Origin of the sequence: Gordonia sp. NPDC058843 (genome assembly GCF_042743165.1) — a bacterium.
Lineage (GTDB): Bacteria > Actinomycetota > Actinomycetes > Mycobacteriales > Mycobacteriaceae > Gordonia.
Genome location: NZ_JBHYNC010000009.1, coordinates 1 through 21,236 on the forward strand (window position 1 = coordinate 1; position 21,236 = coordinate 21,236).

Consider the following 21,236-nt stretch of genomic DNA (forward strand, 5'->3'; position numbering starts at 1 on the left):
AACAACCCCCCACACACCCACCCCCCCCCCCCCCCCCCACACCCCCCACCCCCGGACTGTGGGTGGGTGGGGCCCCCCCCCCCCCCCCCCCCACGAAGGGTCTAGCAACCTATCTCGCCAAGACCCTTCGAGGCTCGCTTCGCTCGCACCTCAGGGAGCAAGAGGTCCTTCGTGCTCCTCAGGGAGCAAGGGGTTCATCGCTCGCACCTCAGGGAGCAAGAAGTTCTACGGGCTTCCTCAGGAGGCAGGTACCTGCCGATTCTTGAGTAACCTGCCGAGTTCGGTTGCGAGCGAGCGGGATTGTGCGGTGACGAGCTCGCCGTCGCGCACCACCCACCGGCCGCCCACCATGACGTCGCGGGGTCGCCGACCCGGGCCTGCCCACAGCAGGCCGTCGAACGGGTCGGACACCCCGGCGTCGAAGACGTCCGAGCACTCCCACACGCAGAGGTCGGCCGCAGCCCCGGGCCGCAGGTGTCCCAGCTCGGCCCGTCCGAGACCTGCGGCGGCACCCTCGGACGCCATCGCGAGAACCGCACGGGCCGTGAGTGGTTCACCGATCAGGCCCGAGACCTGCATCGCCAGCCGAGCGTCGGCGAGCATATGCCCGGCATCGTTGCTCCCGCCGCCACTCGTGCCGAGGCCCACCCGCACGCCCGCTGACGTGAGTGCGGCGACCCGCGCGACGCCCCATCCCATCGGCACGTCGCACCCCGGCGCATGGGTCGCCGACGCTCCGGACCGCGCCAACAGGGCTACTTCGTCGTCGGTGATGTCGCACAGGTGTGCCACGGTGACGTCGCCGTCGAGCCAGCCCCACTCGTCCAACAGTGTGAGCGGTCGACGACCGTACCGTTCCGCGGCAACCTGCACATCGACCTGCTCGTTGGCCTGAGTGCGGCGACGCAGACCCAGGCGGGACGCGACCTCGGCGAGCAAGGCGAAGGTCTCCGGCCCGTCGGCGTGCACCCCGGACGGTCCGACCGCCAGCTGAAGCATGCCGTCGGCGCTGGTCCCACGCGCTCCCTCACCCAGATGCGCCCGGTGGATGTCCTCGACCGATGCGGCGGCCAGGTCCGGGTCGTCACGGGCAGTGCCCCGGACGAAGACCAGCCGAGCACCGACCCGCGCCGCCGCACCGATCGTCGCATCCGCCAGCGCGACCGGGTCCTGATCTCGCGGCCAGGTGAGATGGTGGTCGGCCACCGTCGTCACGCCGCACAGCAGCGACTCCGCGAGGCCGACGGCGGCTGCCATGGCAACGAGCTCGGGGTCGACACCGACCGACGAATAGCGTTGCGCCATCAGGCCGAGCCAGTCCGGCATCGGGACGAACCGGCTCTCCGGACGTGACCGAAACGCGGTCTGCAGCAGATGATGGTGGGCGTTCACGAGGCCAGGTGTGACGACGCAACCCGAGACGTCGACGACCTCGCCCGTTCCGGGCCGGCCGCCGACCGTGTTCCCGACTCGTCCGTCCTCGACGACGACTGGGCCATGAGTGACCGTGGTGGCGTCGCGCAGGACCGCCGCGGCCCCGGTGAGCACGGTCGTGGTCACAGTTCGAGAACCAAACGACCACTCGTGCACCGTGACACGCAGATCATCATGGATTCGTTCTCGGACCGCTCCGCCGAGGACAGGATCGAGTCCCGGTGATCCACCTCGCCGCTGACCACCCCGGTCTCACACGTTCCGCACACCCCTTCGCGACAGGACGATGGTGCCACCACCCCGCGTCCGTCCAGGACGTCGAGGATGGTGCGGTCCTTCGGCACCCTCACCGTCACACCCGAAAATGCGAGCGAGAGTTCGAATTCCGAGTTGTCCGCAGACGTGGCCGTGGTGGCGGTGAACTGCTCGGCGAACGAGTCCACCGCTGGTTGCGGTTCGCACACGCGCGCAACAGCGTCCAGCATCGACGGTGGCCCGCAAGCGTAGACCGCGGTGCCGCGCGCGAGCCCGGCCAACTCCTCACCGAGATCGAGACGACCCGAACGACCCGACTCGTGAACCGTCACCAGACCGGGATACCCGGACTCGATCTCGTCCACGAACGCCATCTCCGCGCGGGACCGCCCGACGTAGACGAGCCGCCACGGGCGGCCCGACCGGTGCGCCTGCTCCACCAGAGCGAGGACGGGGGTGATGCCGATGCCGCCGGCCACGAATACGTAACCGAGTGCACGTGTCAGCGCGAAGTGGTTGCGCGGCAGACTGATCGTCACCTCGGCCCCTACGTCGATGTCGTCGTGCGCGGAGACCGATCCGCCGCGGCTGTCGGCGCGACGTTCGATGGCGATTCGGTAGGTTCTCGTGTCGTCGGTCGAGGAGCACAGCGAATACTGCCGCACCGGTCCGGCGGGGGTGTGCAGATCGACGTGCGATCCGGCGCTCCACGGCGGCAGCGCGGCGCCACCGTCCGGTGCGAGAACGAACTCGTCGATCCGACAGGTGAGCTCGCGCCGGGACACGACACGAACACGCACGGCATCCTGAATGCCGGGTGCTGACAATGACATCGGAGATCTCCTCGGTACTGCGATCTCCGCCGGGATTCCCAGCCACAGGAACCACCCCCATGGTCGCGAGTCATAACCCTTGCGCCGACGCCTGGACAACGACCAGGCGAGCAGCCTCGGAACCGATGAGCCGCCACCGATGGGGAATGCCGCCAGCGTAGTAAAGGCTGTCGCCTCTTCGCAATTCGAGGAGGCTGCCGTCGCCGAGGTCGACCTCGACCTCGCCGTCGACGACATGCAGCCATTCATCCTGCTCGTGCTGGAAGTACTCGCCGTAGTCCCGTCTGTTCAACAACTGTTCCTGAGGGAAGAACGCGGCGTCCCCCCGCACGAGCAGCCGCGCATACCCCGCGTTGTCGCCGGCCTGCGGAAGGATCGCGCCTTCACCCGCGCGCACCAATTGCGCCCCGGCCGGCGCCGACGACGGGGCACCCGCCACGTGCGCGGGATCGGCGGCCAGCATGAGGCTCACCTGGGTGGTGTCCAGAGCCCTCGCTATTCGTTCCAGGGTCGTCATACTCGGTCGCGCGTAGCCGCGCTCGAGCTGCGACAGGAACGGGTGTGAGATACCGGCCTGCGCAGCCAGATTGGCGAGCGTGAGGCCGTGTGCCTTCCGTCGCCGGCGAATTTCGGCGCCCAGCGACACCTGCGCGAGATCCGGCTCGTCGAGCGCCATGTGGTCGCACCCTTCCTGCGGTGAACTCGGACCGATGGTTACACGCCCGCAGCGCTGGTTAACGTCGCGGCAACAGCGCATTCCTATATTCGGTCCTGTTGACGTGATCAACAAGTATCACGGACCGCCCCACCCCCGCCGACCCCAGCCACAGCGGGACCACCAACCTCTCGTGCACTGCCGCACGCCACCCGAAGTCCTCGAGAAAGTTTCCCTATGCAGGTTCCGCAGACAGCACCCGTCCCGGGCATCACCGGGTCGCTGGTCGACGGATCAGTGGTCGACGTCGAGCTGTCGACCGATACCGACGGCATTCGTCGGGTCCGGGCGGTCACGCCGTCGTCCCCAGTCGCGCCGCGCACCCTCGGCTGGCTCGATCTCCGCGACCACCTTCTGCTACCGCCGGCGGCCGAGCCCCACGCCCACCTGGACAAGGCGCTGTCCTGGCCTGAACTGTCGCCACCGAGCGGCGATCTCGCCGACGCGATCGCCTCCTGGCGAGCGGGCAGCGTCGCCCTCGACGAACTGTCTTTCCGGACGCGCGCCCTGCACGCGACCTCGTCAATGCTGCGAAACGGGATCACCGCGGTACGCACCCACGCCGATGTGCTCCCACACGAGGACCCACTGCGCGCCGTCCGTGTGCTCACCGAGGTCAGGGATTCCCTACGCGGACTGATGGACATCCAGATCGCCGTACTCGCTAGCCCGATGACGCCGGCGGCGCACATCGAGGCCGCACTCGATGCAGGCGTCGATCTGGTCGGCGGCGCACCGCACATCGCCGACGAACCGCTCGTCGAACTCACCAGGTTGCTCGACCTGGCCGAGGCGCGCGGCATCGGCGCCGACCTGCACGTCGACGAGTTTCTCGACGGCGATCACCTCACCATCGAGGCCTACGCCGACCGTGTCGCCGACTGGCCCGAGGACCGTGTCCGCACGGCGGGGCACTGTTGTCGGCTCGACACCCTGCCCACTGACGACCTGCAGCGGGTCGCACGGGCACTCGCGCGTGCCCGCGTCTCGGTCGTCGCACTGCCGGTGACCAATCTGTATCTGCAGGGCCGATCCGGTCCATCGGCCGGGCGTCGGGGGATCACCCCGATCGACGTCCTGCGCGACCACGGCGTCCGCGTCGCCGGGGGCGCGGACAACATCCGCGATCCGTTCAACCCCGTCGGACGGGCCGACCCGCTGGAGACAGCTGCCCTGCTGATCACCGCAGCCCATCAGAGCCCCTACACCGCAACCGATCTGGTGACCACCGAAGCGCGTTCCGTGCTCGGGCTCGAACCGGCGGGACCCGTCGTCGGTGCGCGCGGCGACTTCGTCGCGATCCGCGGAGGCGACCTCATCGAGGTGATCGCGACCGCCCCGGCCGACCGCGTCGTCATCGTGAACGGCATCCCGGTCGCGCGGACCGAGACGACCACCTGGACGACGTTCCCGCCGTTCCCGGTTCCCTACGCAGCCGGGGCATCGCCGGCCGAAGAGTCCCCCGCCGGAGTGACACCGGTAGCCATGTCCCCCGTCGGTTCGGAGAGATGATGAGTTCACCAGCAACGACCCCCAGACCAGCGCTCGGTCACCCACTCGTCGGTTTCGAACACGTCGAACTCACCTACCCGGACGGCACCCATGCCCTCCGCGATGTGAATCTCACCGTGCGCGAGGGCGAATTCGTCAGCGTCGTGGGTCCATCGGGGTGCGGCAAGTCGACCCTGCTGCGATTGTCGTCGGGATTGGAGACGATCACGGACGGCTACCTGCAGAGTGGCGCCGAACGGATCGGCTACGTGTTCCAGGACGCCACGCTGCTCCCGTGGCGGTCGGTGGCCGACAACGTCGCGCTGCTGGGCGAACTCGACGGCGCACCGAAATCCGAACGGCGCGAGCGGGTTCGCGCGGCGCTCGAAACGGTCGGGCTGACCGGATTCGACAAGCACCTGCCGCACATGCTGTCCGGCGGCATGCGGATGCGGGTGTCGCTGGCCCGGTCACTGACCCTCGACCCCGATCTGTTCCTGTTCGACGAGCCCTTCGCCGCACTCGACGAACTCACCCGCGAGCGGCTCGGCACCGATCTGACCGAGCTGTTCGCGGTCAAACGCTTTGCCGGCCTGTTCATCACGCACTCGGTCGCCGAGGCGGCATTCCTGTCCACACGGGTCCTGGTGATGTCCGGGCGCCCCGGCACCATCGTCGACGAGATCGAGGTCCCGTTCGACTATCCTCGCTCACCCGACCTGCGGTTCGAGCCGGAGTTCGGCGTCATCGCGGGCAGGATCTCCCGCGCACTCCGAGAGGCACATTCATGAGCGCCCCCGATACCGGCACCGCGACCGGAACCACGCGAAGCGCGAGAATCCCGAAGCCCGGCAGGGCCGGCGCGGCGGACCCCGGGTCCACCACGGAGCTCGCGGTGGCCGCGCGCACCGACCGGCGGGGCCGTTCCCGCACGAAGGCGGTCGGGATCGCCGCACCGCTCGTCGTCCTGGCGCTGGTCATGGGGGTCTGGTACCTCGTCAGCTACGCCGTCCTCGATCCCGGGCGACGATTCCTGATGCCACCGCCGCACCAGGTCGTCACCGACGGCCTGCTCGGCGATGCCGCGCCGGCCATGTGGGAAGCGTTGAGTCGCACGGCGACCGTCGCGCTGACCGGTCTGGCGATCGCCGCGATCATCGGCATCGCATGGGCGGTGATCATGTCGCAGTCGCGACTGATGGAGAACGCACTGTTTCCGTACGCGGTGGTCCTGCAGTGCGTCCCGATCCTCGCTCTCGTCCCGCTTGTCGGGTTCTGGTTCGGATTCGGTTTCAGTGCACGAGTTTTCGTCTGCGTACTGATCTCACTGTTCCCGATCGTGTCCAACACGCTCTTCGGTCTGCGATCCGTCGACCGGCCGATGCGCGACCTGTTCGCCCTCCACCACCCGAGCCGCCTCACCATCCTGCGCAAGCTGGAGTTCCCCGCCGCGATGCCGGCGATCTTCGCCGGCCTCCGCATCTCTGCCGGCCTGTCGGTGGTGGGCGCCATCGTTGGCGACTTCTTCTTCAAGCAAGGCAATCCCGGCATCGGCATCCTGATCGACAACTATCGGTCGCGGCTGCAGGCCGAGGAGTTGTTCGCCTCGATCGTGCTCGCCTCTCTTCTCGGCGTCGCCGTCTTCTGGTTCTTCGGCTGGCTCGGCAACCGGATCGTCGGACGCTGGTACCAGCACTGAACACCGTCGATCTGCGATCTGCCCTCGACTCCCTCATCGCCCCGAATCCCCCTGCACGAAGGAAGCACTCATGAGCACACATGTTTGGCGTCGTCTGTCGAAGACCACCGGTGTGGCGGCCGTGGCCGCCGCCCTCGCGTTCACCGCCGCGTGCGGTTCCGGCGAGACCACCGAATCGTCCGGTTACACCGGTGCCGTGGGACCGGTCGACCTGAGCGTCAACTGCCCGGAGAAGATCGTGGTCCAGACCGACTGGAACCCGGAGGCCGAGCACGGCCACCTCTACCAGCTCCTCGGTCCCGAGCCGACGATCAATGCCGGCAACAAGCGAGTTGTCGGTCCGCTCTTCGACCGGGGCGAGTACACCGGCGTCGACATCGAGATCCGCTCCGGCGGACCGGCCATCGGCTTCCAGTCGGTGACCTCGCAGCTGTACTCCGATCCCGAGATCCTCCTGGGCTACGTCGACACCGATCAGGCGATCCAGAACTCGAAGGACAACCCGACGACGGCGGTCATGGCGCCGCTCGACATCAGTCCGCAGATGATCATGTGGGACCCCTCCACCTACCCGCAGGCGCAGGGGATCGCCGACCTCAAACCCGCGAACGCCCGCGTGCTCTACTTCGAGGGATCGACCTACATGGACTACCTGACCGGATCGGGTGTCCTCTCCCCGGACCAGGTCGACGGCAGTTACGACGGAACGCCGGCCAACTTCGTCTCCGACGGCGGCAAGACCGCCCAGCAGGGATTCGCCAGCTCCGAGCCCCAGGTCTATCAGGAGGAGGTCGAGGGCTGGCAGAAGCCGGTGAAGTACCAGCTGATCCATGACGTCGGCTTCCCGACCTACAAGTCGTCGGTGGCGGTTCGCTCGGCTGCGCTGGAGGAGAACGCCGCCTGCCTCGAGCAGCTCGTCCCCGTCTTGCAGCGCGGGTCCGTCGACTACCTGGCGTCGCCGCAGGCAGCGGACAAGGTCATCCTCGACGCCGTCCAGCAGTACGACACGGGGTGGGTGTACTCCCAGCGCAATGCCGACTACGCCCGCCAGACGATGGCCGACCTGAACCTGATGAGCAACGGCACCGACGCGACCATCGGCAACTTCGACACCGCCCGCGTCGCCCGCGTGATGGAGGTGACCGGACCGATCTTCGCCGAACAGGGCACCCCGGCCGCCGACGGCCTGACGCCCGAGGCGATCGCGACCAACCGTTTCATCGACCCCTCGGTGGGCCTGCCGTCATGACCGCGCCGGTGGTCGCCGTCGGTACCGATGAGGGGCGCCCCGATTTCGGACCCGACGACGTCGAAGCGCTGGCCGACGACCTGCTCGCCATCGTCGGTCCGCGCGGCATCAGCTCCCTTCCCCGTGCACTCGAACGGGCCGCCCGCGACGGCTCCGGGATGAGTCCGATCCTGTCGGCGCAGGACCTCGGGCAGCCGGACCTCGTGTGCTACCCGCGCACGGCCTCCGCGGTACCCGAGATCGTGCGCGCCGCGGTCGCCCGCGGGGTGCCGATCACCACGCGCGGCAAGGGCACCGGCAACTACGGCCAGGTCATCCCGCGCTTCGGTGGACTCGTCCTCGACATGACATCGCTGACCGAGATCAGTGACGTCACCGGACGTTCCGTCACCGGACAGGCAGGCGCGCGGATGATCAACCTGGAGCAGGCCGCCTGGGCGCACGGCAGGCAGCTGTGGATGTACCCGTCGACCGTCCAGTCGACGCTCGGGGGGTTCCTGGCGGGGGGTTCCGCCGGTACCGGCACGATCGTGCACGGTCGCAACCATCAGGGCTTCGTCGATGCGCTCGATGTCGTCCACGCCACCGGCGACGCCGAGGTCGTCCATCTCGAAGGCGATGACGCTACACCCTTCGTCCACACCTACGGGGTTGCCGGCATCATCGTCGGCGCCACGGTCCGCATCGAACCACTGCAGCAATGGCGTTGTGTCTACGCGAGTTTCGAATCCGGGCGGGAGGCATTCGACGCGGCGTTCCGGCTGGCGACGGTCGAGCCGAAGCCGCGCCTGCTGTCTGCGGACGGTCCCACCATCACCGCGGCACTGCCCGACGACCCCGCACTCGTCCGTGGCCGCGCCAGCGTGCGCGGGATCATCGACGCTCGTGCACTCGAGGAGACCACCGAGCTGATCGCCGCCACCGGCGGCCGCGTCGAAGCGGTCCGCGAGGGCATCTCCGAGACGGTCAAGCTGTCGACGCTGTCCTACAACCACCCGACATGGTGGTTGCAGAAGTCGCAGCCGGACAAGTGGTTCCACATGGAGGTGCGCGGTGACGCACTCGTCACCCGGCTCGACGAGGTCGAGGAGGTTTACGAGGGCGGCATGCTGCATCTCGAGGTCGGCCACGAGACGATGTTCGGAATGCTCAACGGGATCTACCGCAGTCCGCAGCAGGTCATCGACGGGGTCGCCGCACTCGAGGAACTCGGGGTCGGTGTCCACTCCCCACACCAGTGGTACGTCGATCTCGACGCCGAGCGCGTCCGCGCGCTGGCGCAGCAGACCGATCCGAAGGGGCTGCTCAACCCGGGAAGGTGGATGTGAACGTGGTGGACACGAAGACCGCGATCCCGACCGGACACCGGCGCTACGCCGAGCTGACCACCGAACAGATCGGCACCGCCCTGTCCCGGAATTCGATCCTCGTCCTGCCCACGGGCGCAATCGAACCGCACGGACCACACCTCCCGCTCGCCACCGACCTCATCGTCGCGGAGTCGGTCGCCGAGGCCGTCGTGGACCGCGGTGCTGCCGCGGGGCACGACGTCTGGCTGTTACCCGCTTTGGGATACACGAAGTCCGACGAGCACTCCCGGTTACCGGGCACGATCTGGCTGCGGGCGAGCACCCTGTTCGAGACGATCGTCGACATCGGTGCCTCGCTCGCGCAGACCCCCGCGCGGCGGGTACTCTTCCTGAACGCGCACGGCGGCAACTCCGCATTGATCGAGGTCGCGGCGCGCGAGCTCCGACGACGGTTCGACCTGCAGACGTTCTTCTCCTCCGGGCCGGGTCATCCCGGCCCCACCGAGCGCGGCCTCGGCATCCATGCCGGGTGGGCGGAAACGTCGATGATGCTGCACCTCCGACCTGACCTGGTGCACATGGACAAGGCGGTCGCGTCCGTGGCGGATGCGGTTGCCGACGCCACGCACGTCGGATTCGCCGAGACCGTCCGATTCGGTTGGCTGTCCACCGATTTCGCCGAGTCGGGCGTCATCGGCGATCCCACCGGTGCCGACGCATCGACCGGCGCGAGGCTCTTCGATGAGCGGGTCGAGGCACTCGTCGCCGCGCTACCGGAGATCGCCACGTTCGATCCGGGCCGGGCCGGACGTTGATCACCAGCGGAACGGGCTTCGGAACAGATTGCGCGGCTGCGGATCAGCTCACGATCGAGCCGATGGCGCTCCTGCGAGACTGGCTGCCCGCGCCGGACGAACCGCGCCCGCTGATGGCCCTGGCGACCTGCGGTCGCGATGGTTATCCCCGCGTTCGGCACGTCCTGATCACCGAAGCCGACGACACGGCGATCTACTTCCACACCGACACCAGGTCGGCGAAGGTCGCCGAACTGACCGAGACCCCCCGCGCCTCGGTCGCCGTCGCCTGGCCCGCTGTAGGCCGCCAGGTCGTCGCGCACGGCGATGTCCGGCGGGCGCCGGATGACGAACTGCACCGCGCGTACTCGCGTCGGTCCCGCTACCTGCAGCTGCTGGCATGGATGAACGATGACGATCTCGCCGTGCTGTCACCCGACGAGCGGCGACGACGCTGGGCAGACTTCGACGCGTCTCACCCGGGGCTGACCGCACCGCCGACCTGGACCGGGTACGCCGTCGACCTCCGGGAGATCACCTTCTGGCGGGGCGACCCGGACGGACCGTCGCAACGAGTACGGTTCACCCACAACGGGAATCACTGGACATCGGAGGTTCTACCGGGATGACCGGCACTTATCACAACGCGCTGATCCTGCCGGTCAGCGGAGCGAAGCCGTGGTTCTGGGGATGGCTGTCGATCGGAGACGACGGCCGGATCTCTGGGATGGGCGAGGGTTCTCCACCCGCCGACGCGCCGCTTCCCCGTCATGACCTCGACGGCGCCTTTCTCGCACCCGGATTCGTCTCGGCGCACAGCCACATCTACACCGCCGGGATGCGAGGTGTCGCCCCGAGCAGTCCGCTGTACGAATGGGTCACCCTCAACAGCACCATGCTGCTCGGCGCCGAGGCGGAGGACCTGTACTGGATGACACTGGCGGGCGGACTCGACCATCTGTCCTCCGGCATCACGTCCGTGTACAACTTCACCCAGTCGCGGGTTCTCGCACTGTTCGACTACGAGGAATCCGTCCTCAAGGCCGCGCGGGTGCACCCGCCCGAGTTCGTCACCGCCCAGGTGGATGGTCTGGCGGCCGCCGGAATCCGATTCGTCACCAGCGTCCGACTCGACGACGAGCAACTCGGCGAGGAGGCGGCCTTCGCCGGTTTCGACGAGGTCATGACCCACCTCGCCACCGTCGACCCGGCACTCGATCTGGGAGGCTCGGTCTACGGATCGGTGCAGTGGTCGTCGTCGCAGGCGACCGCGGAACGCGAACGCGCCCTTATGGACCGGTACGGGATCACCAATCAGGCACATTTCGTCGAGACCGCCGAACAGATCGAGATCCAGCAGTCGAAGTTCGACTGGTACGACGCCGCGGGCGTGTTGGGCCCCGACTTCGCGTTCGGGCACTTCGTCCACCCGACCGAGGACATGTTCACGCGTGTCCGCGAGACCGGGTGTGCGGTGGTGTGGCAACCGATGTCCAACGGCCGGCTCGGTTCCGGCATCGCCGATGTACCCCGCCTGCTGCGGGATTCGGTCACCGTCGGCATGGGCGTCGACGACCAGTCATGCACCGACGTGTCGGACCCGTTCGAGAACATGCGCACCGGGTTGTTCCTGCAGCGCGGAAAGCGCAGCGACGCAGCGATTCTGACCCCGATCGAGGTGCTCACCCTGCACACACTCGGGTCGGCATCGGCGATGGGGGTGGCCGACAGAGTGGGTTCGCTGGAGGTCGGCAAGTTCGCCGATCTCCTGGTCGTCGATCCACGCGCGCCCCACCTCGGACCCATCTGGGATCCGATCGCCACCTACGTTCTCGGATGCGGACTGCGGAATCTGCGCGAGGTCGTCGTGGGCGGCCGGACGGTGTGGCATCGGGATGTGGCCGACCCCCTACGTGCGCAGGCTGATTCGGAACTGGCCGAGAGGATGATCGCGTCGGCGGCGCAGGCCGGGATTCATCCGGCGTTTCCGAACCACGTCGCAGGACCGTGAACGCCGTCGTTGACACCTCACGCTCGAAGTGACACGATCCCTCAATCATAGGAATCACCCGATTCCTATGACTGTGAAGGTCAGATGTCGAGATGAGGTACACCCATGCCGGAACCCGGACCGTCGACGCCGACAGAGCCGCCCGGTCCTGACGACGACACGGGCTACTTCGGCCCCGATTCGTGGTCGTGGAAGGTCTTTCTGCACCCCGCGACGCAGGTCATGATCGCGCAGATCACCAATGCGCTCGAATCCCCCCACATCGTGTTCCAGCATGTTCTGGCCGAACACGATCCCGTGTTCGGCGCACCGTCGCGGACGGCGCAGGTCCGAAATGGTCCTCAGGTGACGTTCTTCGAGCGGGTCGTACGGACAGTGAGTGTTCCCGCGCCCATTCTCTTCGGGTCGAAGTCGCAGGCCGATCTGGCTGCCCGCAAGCTGTTCAACTATCACCGGCCGATGCGTGGCACGATGGCCGGGAGTAGCCGAGAGTATTCCGCCACCGACGAATCCAGCATGTTGTTCGCCGCGGTCACCATCGTCCACGCCGCCATCCTGGCGTACGAGAACTTCGCCTACGAGAACGGACGACGCGTACCGGGGCTCTCAGATCGAGAGATGTGTGAGTACCTGTCCGAGGGCTCACAGATCGCGGTTCTCATGGGCGTGCCACGAGAGACATTTCCCACCACACCGGACGATCTCGACAGATACTACGAATCCGTCGCCGATCAGTTCTGCACCAAACAGGGGTGGTCAGCAGACCGGTTGCGCGCGATACGACTCCTGACCACACTCGGCGACGGCCGTCGGCTGCGCCACGTCGCAGTCGATCTCACGCTGGCCCTCTCCGAGCTGATGTGCATGGCCGTTGTGCCAGAGATGTTTCGGCGCGGCAACGGCATACCGAGGATCGCCGATCCATTGCTCCGACTGATGTATATCGCTGCGCAACCCCTCTTTCGCCGGCTCGGCAGCAGTGCGTCTCTCACCGCGAGGGTGCACGACCTCTATCGCCGCGACGACCCGCAGACCACCCGGCTCCTCGACGATGCTTTGCGCCTCACCGCCTCTCCCGCGGAGGCATATTCGCTGCCGCTTGCGTCGACGCACCTCACTCGGCACGGCGACGGCCGCGCCACCGGTGATCACTCCGCTGTACAGGAAGCCTTTGACGAGCTACCCGCTGTCGACGCCGGCGAGCTGCGGGGCCGGTGGCGTGGCACCGAGATTCTCACGAATCACACACTGGATGGATCTCTGGAACGAATCGGATGGTACGGCAAGCATTTCGACGCCGACGGCCGCGCAATGCCGATCTTGATCCAGACTCCGGCCGGACGGGTCTATCCATTGAACCCGGCAATGATCCCAACCCCGCTCCTTCTCAAACCGCCCAGATTCCCGACCCGGGTGGACCAGGTACTCCGGCGGATCCTGCACGCCACGGCTCCGATCCTGTCCAGTGATCGCCCGGCCGCATCAGTCCGCATGATCGGCTATCGCGGGAAGCAGACCGCGGCCATGATCTACGACAAACAGCCTGTCATCGACACTTTCAAGTCAGCCGGGCCGAACCTGGTGTTGGGGGCCATGCAGTCTCGTGCGGAGGATCGCCCCCACTTCTTCCTTCTCGAGAGAGACGACGCCGTGCAGGACGGTGCCGGCACCCGGCACAGCATCACCCGGCGAGCTCATTCGGGCAGGCCGTCACGCGGGCGCGCGGCGTCGGCCAGCGCGTAGACGATGTCAACCGCGGTCTCCGCGAGCTGCTCGCGGTCGATGTCCAGCCGCCCGTCCGCGAACCCTAGATAGAGCGCCACCAGCGCGCCGGACAGTCCGGTCGCCAGCGCGGGGATCCGCTCCGGGCGCGGACTCATCGCGCTCTCCGCGCCGAGCAATCTCAACATGGTCTCGACGAACATCTGGGCGCGTCTCGCACTGTGGTCGCGGAGGATGTCGTCGCTCAACGGTTCACGAAGGAGGATTCGAGCGCGGCGGGGGTCCTCCTCGAAGAAGTCACCGCAGACGACGCAGACCGCGTGGATCGACGTTCGGAAGTCATCGCCCATTTCCACACCCGACACGCGCTCGAGGAGTCGGTTCTCGACGCGATCGTAAACAGCAACGAGGAAATCTTCGCGGCCACTGAAGGTCTCGTAGAAGTAGCGCGGACTGAGTTGCGCCTCGCGTACCACCGCCCGCATCGTCACGGCGCCGACACCCGCGCTTCCGAGCAACTCCTCGCCGACATCCAGCAATTGTTCTCGTCGTTTCAGAGAACGGTCGTGGAGCGTCTGCCCCCGCCACACCTTGTGCGAATCCTCGTCCACCGTTCGACCCCTCGTTGCCGCATCGATCGCCGATCTCGACAATACGCACCCCGTTCCATCCCAGAACCCGCCCGGGCGGGCCGACCACACCCGGATTCCCGCCGTGATCATGCGGCACAACCAGAAAGGAAAGCGATGACGTTCAGCGAAGAGATGTTCCAGGAGGCTCTACGGAAACCGCGGCTCGCGCGACCCGCACCCGAGTATCTCGACTCGAACCGGGGCGATCCCGTCCGTGTCCTCTCCGAGGACGAGCTCCAGGCCACGACGCGCGAGTGGTTCACGATGTGGGAAGCAAAACTGGACATGTACAGCAAGGCATTCGACCGTGACTTCTCATGGCTCATGACCTGGGCCAAGAAGTACTGGTGGAGCTTTCTCGTCCGGGACATGAGCCTGAACCACGAGTTGTACGCGCCGGACATGAAGTACACGGATGTAACGACTTTCGGCCGGACAATCGTCGGGATCGACGACTTCGTGACCTACAACTTCGCCTTCTTCGATGCGATCCCTGACTGGCGCTACGACCCGATGCCGGACCAGGTCTACGTCGACGTCACACCGGAGGGCACGGTCCGCACCATGATCAGATACATGGGGAGCGGACATTTCGACGGATCATTGCGCCTGTACCCGTACGACGAGACGGCCGCGGTTGTGCACGGCAACGGCCGATTCCTCCAGTGCCCCGCCGTGGATCGCTACCACTTCAACGAGGACGGACTCCTCCAGGAAGGTGAAACCCTGTACGACTCACTCGATGCGCTCCAGCGTTCGAGAATCCTCCCACGCGATGACAGTTGGCAGTTCCGTACCCTTTTCGCGGCGTCCAAGGTGCCGTCGGTCCTCCGACAAGCGCAGGTGAGACTGGGGCGGACCTCCTGACGTCTCGTCGTCCGCACTCGGAAAGGATTGTGGCCGGGGCGGTGTCGGGCACACAGGGCCGATTCCTTCGCGGATCGGTGTGAGCAGATCTCGAGCATCGTATGCGCGCCGGCCCGGGCTCGATCACGTCGACGATGTGGTCGGGTTCGGGTTCCGGTCAGCGCCCGTGCCGGCTGCCGGGCGGAGTCGAGAGTGCGCTACCCGGTGTACCCGGCCGCCGTCGCAGTACCGCGATCGTCACCGTCGTGACGACCAGCGCCACGATCGTCCCGACCGCGACTCCGACGACCGCCGTCGTCTCGCCGAGCGCGGTCACGATGATCCCGACGAACGCCCAGATCAGGGTGAGCGGGTAGGCGATCAACACCGACCCCACGGAGGCGGTGACAGCCAGCCCGACAACGGCGCACGCGACCAGCACGACCAGCTGCCATCCCAGGGCCTGCGGATCGGCGAGATCGGCACCGATTGCGGCGGCCCAGTTCTGGAAGACCGCGGCGGTCGCCCAGGCCGCGTACACACCGACGAGGATGCGGGTCAGGACCGTGAGCCACCGTGGCGCCGAGTCGTCGGCCGGTCTCGCGGCGATCCGGGCCGCGTCGAGCAGGACCACCGTCATGACCGTCAGCACGATCGGGGTCACCCACGTCCATTCGGCGGCCGACACCAGAATCCACACCGCCGCGCCTGCAAACGCGACTTCGAGGTCGACGAGCAGACGCCGCGGATCGCCGGTCCCGGTGGCCCCCTTCCACACCACGGCGACAGCGAACGCGATCGACAAAAGGTAGATGAGGCTCCAGATAGAGAACGTGTAGCCGGCCGGGGTGATCAACAGATCGGTCGTCGACTCGTTGGGCGAGGCGCCGAAGCCGGAGAACGGGACGACGGGCGCGAGCACCTGCGCGACCGCGAGGAACACGGCAAGCCAGGTGATCGGACCGGAGATGCGTGTAGGTGTCATGTCTTCCAACGTAGGCACAGTTGCCCGACCACGCCGCTACTCCCGCTGACGTGCAAGGGAGGCTGCTACTTCTCAGCCGGGGGGCCACCCATTGCTCCCTGAGGAGCGAGCGATGCACCCCCCGTCCGAAGAATCACTGACCCCGTGGCCCGTTCTGCTCCCTGACGAGCGAGCGACGCACCCCCTGCCCCCCCCTGAGGAGCTCCCGGAGCTTGCGGAGGGCGCGTCACGAAGGGTCCGGCGACCGATGTTGCGAAACCCTTCGTGACGCTCGCAAGCTCGCTCCTCAGGGAGCAGGGTGACGCTCGCAAGCTCGCTCCTCAGCTCAGCTCAGCTCAGGGAGCGGAGTTCTTTCGATCAGTCCGCCCGATGTGACTGGTGGGGTTTCTGTTCACCACGGTTCACCACGGTTCACCGCTGGGGCGTGAGTGACATCGACTGCAGCACAGCTTGTTTGAAAGATGCCCGGACTGTGGAGAAACCTCGTCGTCGAACGTTTTGGCGAGTACCTTGGTGTCATGACCTCGATCACCGAGCTCCGCAACAGGTACGACACCGATCCAAACGCGGTCACCGCGGCTGACGATGCGTCGCTCAACACCGTGCACACCCGAGTGACCGACGAAGGCAGAGTCGCGATCACCGCAGATGTGACCGCGGTGATCGGGGAAAAGTTCCTGACGATGATCGACGAACGCTCCTGCCCACGCCCCGAACCCGACGGCGCCGAGGATCGCCGTGATGTTGCCCAACGCCGCGCCCTTCTGCTCCCTGAGGTGCGAGCGAAGCGAGCCTCGAAGGGTGTACCAACGCGTCTCACCGGGCCCTTCGTGGCTCGTCGCTTTGGCTCCTCGCACCTCAGGGACCAGGGGTTAAGTGGCTCTTTCGGTATAGGGCCGGTGGTGCACCGCGTCGGCCACAACAGCACGACGGTTGTCGTGTGATGGCGGGGTGACCGAGATCGTCCTCGACAGCGAAGGGGTGCCGTTACGGATGGGAACCACGAAACGACTGTTCCCGCATCACCTGCGACAAGCGATCATCGTGCGGGACGTCTGTTGTGTGAAATGCGGTGCCCCCGCAGCGCATACGCAAGTCCACCACGTGGTCCATTGGGCTGACGGCGGGCCGACTGATCTGGACAACGGATGCCTACTCTGCCAACGCTGTCACACTCAAGTCCATCACCACGGCTGGAGCGTGGTGATGGGTCCCGACCGGCATCCGTGGCTCATCCCACCGGCAGACGTCGACCCGAGACGCCTACCCCGACCGGCCTACAACCGGCGCACCATGCGACTCGACGACACACTCGTCTAACCGCCCCCGCGCCCACCTGTCCCTTCGGCGTCGACCCGGCGCCACCCGACCTTTGACAACTCCACAGTGTGAAACGGGACCCCCTGCCCACCGGGACTCTGTAGCGAAAGACAGTCGATAGCAGTCTGTTTCGCTACAGATCCCGGTGGGGTCGGGGCGATTGTCCGTGAAATGCTTTCGACACCTGCGGTTTCGCTGTTCTGCCTGCCCAGGGTGCCGCACCGACGACGCGCCGGCCGGGGTCGCCCACCGCACACGTCGACGCGGACTGTCCCCCGGTCGCTGCTCGGTCCCGGCGCACCACCAGCGCGATGGCGACGGCCGCGACGACGGCGTAGACGATGCCGGTGACGACGGCCCCGCCGATGGTCCCGACTGCCTGCCCGGCGATCCCGTCGAGGACCACCATCACACCCGCCCCGCTGTAGGCGAAGGCGGAGAACCTCGACGCCACCCGGCCCTGCTCGACGGCGATGAGACCGCCGGTGATGGTAGCGAGCGCCACTCGGTACCCGCCGGCCTGCCCGACCCCTCCGACGACGGTGCCCAGGACGATCACGTCGAGCCGGCCGAGGATCAGGCCCACCACCGCCGTCGACCATCCGATGACAAGCAGTACGCCGACCGCGGGCAGGGTCGTCACGATCCGGACCCCCGCGCCGGCGAAGCTCGCGACCATCGAGACGAGCAGGCACGCTCCACCCACACACTGGGCGACGAGGAGCGAGTCACTCGCTCCAGTGGCGAGGATCGCGGCCGGCATCGCACCCACCGCCAGCGCGCCGATCGCCCACGCCAGCGCACCGACCAGATAGGCGCCGGGATCTCGTCGACGAGCGCGGGCGACATCGAGGTCGCCGGTGTACGCGGGCGCTGTGGACGCGGGCTGTCGGCGCGGCGCCACGTCACCGGCGTCTCGCGACGAATCACGCCGAGGCGCAAGGAGGTCGGGAGCCAGACGTAATCCCACGAGGAGGACGATCAGGCACACTGCAGTCGCGGCGGCGTGGATCGCGTACACCGTGACCAGTTGCCATGGGAGGAACACCGCTATCGCGATGGCGGCGACCAGACCGGTACCCGCGCCGATGAGGGACCCAGAGGCGATGAACGCCCGCCCTCGTTCGCCGCGTGCTGCCACCATGATCGCCGCCGCGGCGCCCGTGCTCAGCCCGACCGACGCCCCGGTCAGGAACCGTCCGGGGAACAACAACAACTCGACCGAGGCACCGGCGATCTGCAGGAGGTCGCCGGTGATCGCCGCCAGGAAGGCGATCGGCAACACCGTGCGGGCGTGGCGGATGAGCGGGCCTCGAGCAGAGATCAGCAGGACGATGATCAGGGCGATGAAGTAGGTGGCGAACAGTACCGACGCCGCGGCGGGGCCGAAGTCGTGGGTATCCATGTAGCCCGGAAGCAGCGGGGTCATCGCATTCGAGCCGCAGATGGCAAGGATGAAGCCGACTCCGGACGCGCCTGCGAGCACACGGATTCCACGGTCGGGTCTCGGAGCGGTTGCCATGGGGGCACTCAATCCGACGTCTGTGGCCATCGGGCGACGCTGTCGTGGCGGTCGTATTGCGCACCTCGTCGACACCACGACGCGGCCTTGACCTGCCACGCTTCCGCCGACAACGCTGATGACGCCGATCGCGCCGCGGAGCTCAGCCCACCGGGTGAAGGCCGGAGGTCGTCCCGGGGCGCGGTCCCCAGTACTTCTCGATCCACCGATGCGACCCGGCCTGCGTACCGGTCTCGGTGATGTCCCAGTCCACGAAGTCGTAGAGGTCGCCTGCCATCTCGACGATGACGCCACGGAGTTCGAGCGTCTCGAGCCAGCGCTGCGGAACTGCTGCGACGCCGTCGCGCGCACCCAGCAGGTTGCCGGCGATCGCACCCGTGGAATCGGAGTCACCGTCGTGGTTGACCGCCAAGATCACCGCGTGCTCGAGGTCGTCGGCCGCGAGCGCGCAGTAGACCGCGATCGCGAGCGCTTCCTCGCCGACCCACCCGCCGCCGAGACGCGTGATCGCCGCCTCGTGGGACAGGCTCGAACCGGCCAGTGCCTCGGCGGCGTCGAGCGCTGCCAGGGTCTCCTCATGACCGGCGCGAGTCCGGAGAACCCCTTTCGCGACCGTCAGCGCCTCGGGAAGGCTCGCCCCGACGGCCAGATCGCGGATCGCGACCGCGAGGACACCGGCAGGCAGCGAACCGGAGGGGTGCCCGTGCGTGAGCGTCGCAAGCGTCACCGCAAGGTCGAAAGTGCCTGCGGCCGACCACTCGGCGCGAGCCGCGAACAACCCCACGGGCGCTACCCGCATGACGCCGCCACACCCCTTGCTGTCGTTGTCGGCGGGCGCGCCAGGACGAGTGGTCACCCGCAGCGCCTCGAGGCAGGTGGCGCCGGGTGCCCGCCGGTTGTGCAACTCCCGATGATCGGCCAACCAGCTCGACCGTTCGGCAGTCGCCAGCACCCCGTGCCGAGGGTGCCCGCCCTGCGTGATGAACCAGCGAAGGTACGCGCGGGCCGTCGTTGCTGCGTAACAGGAGATGCCTCCGGTGCAGTCACGCGCCCACGCGCGAAGCAACCCTTCGGCGGTGAACAGCGTCATCTGGGTGTCGTCGGTGATGGTGCCGACGTCGCCGTACGCTTCCGCGTACGAGGTGATCCCTCTGGCTCCGAACCGCTCGAGAATCGCTTTCCGGGTGGAGAACTCGACCGCCCCGCCCAGGGCGTCGCCGACCGCCCCCGCGAGTAGACACCCGGTGAATCGATCCATCGTCGCCCCCTAGAGTTCTCCCCGGCGTTTCCCCATGGTCACATGCGCGGCCCGAACTCGCTGGACAGCGGACCGCGGCGGGGTATTTTCAACAGGACCTCGAGACGAAGGGGCTCCGATGACGCTCTCCCTCATCCCCGCTTCCCAGCGTCGCACCCTGGGTGAGATCGACGAACGTCTCGACTTCTCGATCGGTGACCGCGCCGCCAAACGCAGCGCTTTCTGGCTGATGCTCACCCTGTCCGGCATCATCGCAGTGTCGGGTGTCGTCGCCGACAGCACGGCGACGGTCATCGGTGCGATGATCGTTGCGCCGCTGTCTACCCCCATCCTCGGCGTCGGCCTCGGAATCGTCACCGGCCGTGGCCGACTCGTACTCGCAAGCCTCGGCTACGTGCTCGCCGGGGTGGTCCTGGTGACGATCCTCGGCGTAGTGTTCGCCCAATTGCTCCCCAACCCGACCAATGTGCTCGCCAATTCGCAGGTCCTGGGCCGGACATCGCCGACGCTCGTCGACCTCCTCGCCGCACTGGCCACCGGAATGGCCGGCGCAGTCGCCATCACACGTCGCGACGTCGGTGACGTGTTGCCCGGCGTGGCCATCGCCATCTCCCTGGTACCGCCGCTGGGGGTCGTCGGGGTATGCCTGGGGTCGGGCGCGCCGTCGCTCGCGCTGGGCGCCTTCGTGCTCTTCGCGTCGAATGTGGTGGCGATGATCATCACCAGTCTGGTCGTGCTGACGATCGCGGGTTACGGTCGCGAGGCCGCGGAGGAGCCCGTCGGCGAACGCCATTCACGTCCTTCGCGACGACGGGCCTACGCGGTACTCGCCATCGCGCTCGTCGTCGTCACCGTCCCGATGGTCGCGAACTCCCTGTCATCGCTGTGGTCACGCCAGATCGCGACCGCGGCGGACTCGTGGCTGCACTCGAGTGGGGACGACACGTCCGAGGTCACGGGTGTCTCCTGGACGGGCGACACGGTGACGGTCAGCGTGTTGTCGCCACCGGACCTTCCGCCGATCGAAGAACTCCAGACGACGGTCGACGAGCTCGTGCCCTGGAACCCCGAGGTCGTCGTCGTCCACACGGTCGGCGAGCGGTCGGCCGCCGGCTGAAATCATCGAAAACCGCCATGGGACATCACCCTCTGCCAGAGTC

The 21,236-nt window shown here is 67.3% G+C and carries 18 protein-coding genes and 1 pseudogene; 12 read left to right on the forward strand and 7 right to left on the reverse strand.

Annotated elements, in window-relative coordinates; genetic code table 11:
* Window positions 1-237: 237 nt before the first annotated feature.
* The 3 genes from ACFW3F_RS08790 to ACFW3F_RS08800 all read right to left on the reverse strand — a co-directional run bounded on the left by ACFW3F_RS08790 (window position 238) and on the right by ACFW3F_RS08800 (window position 3,198).
* A complete protein-coding gene (locus tag ACFW3F_RS08790; RefSeq protein WP_388056343.1) occupies window positions 238-1,560 on the reverse strand; it encodes an amidohydrolase family protein in 1,323 nt (440 codons plus the stop codon).
* Entirely contained in the window at window positions 1,557-2,522 is a 966-nt protein-coding gene (locus ACFW3F_RS08795) for a PDR/VanB family oxidoreductase (RefSeq protein WP_388056345.1), read from the reverse strand. Before ACFW3F_RS08795 ends, ACFW3F_RS08790 begins: the two co-directional genes overlap by 4 nt.
* 70 nt (window positions 2,523-2,592) lie before the next feature.
* Window positions 2,593-3,198, reverse strand: coding sequence for a helix-turn-helix domain-containing protein (locus tag ACFW3F_RS08800; protein ID WP_388056347.1), 606 nt, complete (start codon window positions 3,196-3,198; stop codon window positions 2,593-2,595).
* A gap of 216 nt (window positions 3,199-3,414) precedes the next feature.
* Between ACFW3F_RS08800 and ACFW3F_RS08805 the strand changes: the two genes are divergently transcribed.
* From ACFW3F_RS08805 to ACFW3F_RS08845, 9 genes are all read left to right on the forward strand, one after another.
* A complete protein-coding gene (locus ACFW3F_RS08805) occupies window positions 3,415-4,749 on the forward strand; it encodes an amidohydrolase family protein (protein ID WP_388056349.1) in 1,335 nt (444 codons plus the stop codon).
* Window positions 4,749-5,519 (forward strand): ABC transporter ATP-binding protein, encoded by a 771-nt coding sequence (locus tag ACFW3F_RS08810; RefSeq protein ID WP_388056351.1) that lies wholly within the window; start codon window positions 4,749-4,751, stop codon window positions 5,517-5,519. The genes ACFW3F_RS08805 and ACFW3F_RS08810 overlap by 1 nt, the downstream gene beginning before the upstream one ends.
* Window positions 5,516-6,427, forward strand: a complete 912-nt coding sequence (locus tag ACFW3F_RS08815) for an ABC transporter permease (RefSeq protein WP_388056353.1) — start codon at window positions 5,516-5,518, stop codon at window positions 6,425-6,427. Before ACFW3F_RS08810 ends, ACFW3F_RS08815 begins: the two co-directional genes overlap by 4 nt.
* Before the next feature lie 70 nt (window positions 6,428-6,497).
* A complete protein-coding gene (locus ACFW3F_RS08820) occupies window positions 6,498-7,676 on the forward strand; it encodes an ABC transporter substrate-binding protein (protein ID WP_388056355.1) in 1,179 nt (392 codons plus the stop codon).
* On the forward strand, window positions 7,673-9,004 hold the full coding sequence (locus tag ACFW3F_RS08825) for an FAD-binding oxidoreductase (protein WP_388056357.1): 1,332 nt from the start codon (window positions 7,673-7,675) through the stop codon (window positions 9,002-9,004). The genes ACFW3F_RS08820 and ACFW3F_RS08825 overlap by 4 nt, the downstream gene beginning before the upstream one ends.
* The gene (locus tag ACFW3F_RS08830; RefSeq protein WP_388056359.1) at window positions 9,001-9,801 is read left to right on the forward strand and encodes a creatininase family protein; all 801 of its coding nucleotides are present in this window, start codon (window positions 9,001-9,003) and stop codon (window positions 9,799-9,801) included. Before ACFW3F_RS08825 ends, ACFW3F_RS08830 begins: the two co-directional genes overlap by 4 nt.
* Window positions 9,798-10,409, forward strand: coding sequence for a pyridoxal 5'-phosphate synthase (locus ACFW3F_RS08835; RefSeq protein WP_388056361.1), 612 nt, complete (start codon window positions 9,798-9,800; stop codon window positions 10,407-10,409). The genes ACFW3F_RS08830 and ACFW3F_RS08835 overlap by 4 nt, the downstream gene beginning before the upstream one ends.
* A complete protein-coding gene (locus tag ACFW3F_RS08840; protein WP_388056363.1) occupies window positions 10,406-11,791 on the forward strand; it encodes an amidohydrolase family protein in 1,386 nt (461 codons plus the stop codon). The genes ACFW3F_RS08835 and ACFW3F_RS08840 overlap by 4 nt, the downstream gene beginning before the upstream one ends.
* Window positions 11,792-11,896: 105 nt before the next feature.
* Complete coding sequence (locus tag ACFW3F_RS08845; protein ID WP_388056365.1) at window positions 11,897-13,534, forward strand: oxygenase MpaB family protein; 1,638 nt, start codon at window positions 11,897-11,899, stop codon at window positions 13,532-13,534.
* Here ACFW3F_RS08845 and ACFW3F_RS08850 read toward each other — a convergent pair.
* Window positions 13,486-14,124 (reverse strand): TetR/AcrR family transcriptional regulator, encoded by a 639-nt coding sequence (locus tag ACFW3F_RS08850; RefSeq protein WP_388056367.1) that lies wholly within the window; start codon window positions 14,122-14,124, stop codon window positions 13,486-13,488. The genes ACFW3F_RS08845 and ACFW3F_RS08850 overlap by 49 nt on opposite strands.
* 135 nt (window positions 14,125-14,259) lie before the next feature.
* Between ACFW3F_RS08850 and ACFW3F_RS08855 the strand changes: the two genes are divergently transcribed.
* A complete protein-coding gene (locus ACFW3F_RS08855; protein WP_388056369.1) occupies window positions 14,260-15,012 on the forward strand; it encodes a nuclear transport factor 2 family protein in 753 nt (250 codons plus the stop codon).
* Window positions 15,013-15,169: 157 nt separating this feature from the next.
* Here ACFW3F_RS08855 and ACFW3F_RS08860 read toward each other — a convergent pair whose 3' ends face one another.
* Window positions 15,170-15,976 (reverse strand): MFS transporter, encoded by an 807-nt coding sequence (locus tag ACFW3F_RS08860; RefSeq protein WP_388056370.1) that lies wholly within the window; start codon window positions 15,974-15,976, stop codon window positions 15,170-15,172.
* 575 nt (window positions 15,977-16,551) lie between these two features.
* Between ACFW3F_RS08860 and ACFW3F_RS08865 the strand changes: the two are divergent.
* A pseudogene (locus ACFW3F_RS08865) lies at window positions 16,552-17,296 on the forward strand (HNH endonuclease signature motif containing protein); the annotation flags it as partial.
* Between the two features lie 133 nt (window positions 17,297-17,429).
* On the opposite strand, the gene ACFW3F_RS08870 reads toward ACFW3F_RS08865, so the two are convergent.
* Together ACFW3F_RS08870 and ACFW3F_RS08875 are read right to left on the reverse strand one after the other, a co-directional pair.
* Window positions 17,430-18,848 (reverse strand): MFS transporter, encoded by a 1,419-nt coding sequence (locus ACFW3F_RS08870; RefSeq protein ID WP_388056371.1) that lies wholly within the window; start codon window positions 18,846-18,848, stop codon window positions 17,430-17,432.
* Between the two features lie 112 nt (window positions 18,849-18,960).
* Window positions 18,961-20,076, reverse strand: coding sequence for an ADP-ribosylglycohydrolase family protein (locus ACFW3F_RS08875; RefSeq protein ID WP_388056372.1), 1,116 nt, complete (start codon window positions 20,074-20,076; stop codon window positions 18,961-18,963).
* 118 nt (window positions 20,077-20,194) lie between these two features.
* On the opposite strand from ACFW3F_RS08875, the gene ACFW3F_RS08880 reads away from it, so the two are divergent.
* Window positions 20,195-21,193, forward strand: coding sequence for a TIGR00341 family protein (locus ACFW3F_RS08880; protein ID WP_388056373.1), 999 nt, complete (start codon window positions 20,195-20,197; stop codon window positions 21,191-21,193).
* Window positions 21,194-21,236 lie beyond the last annotated feature (43 nt).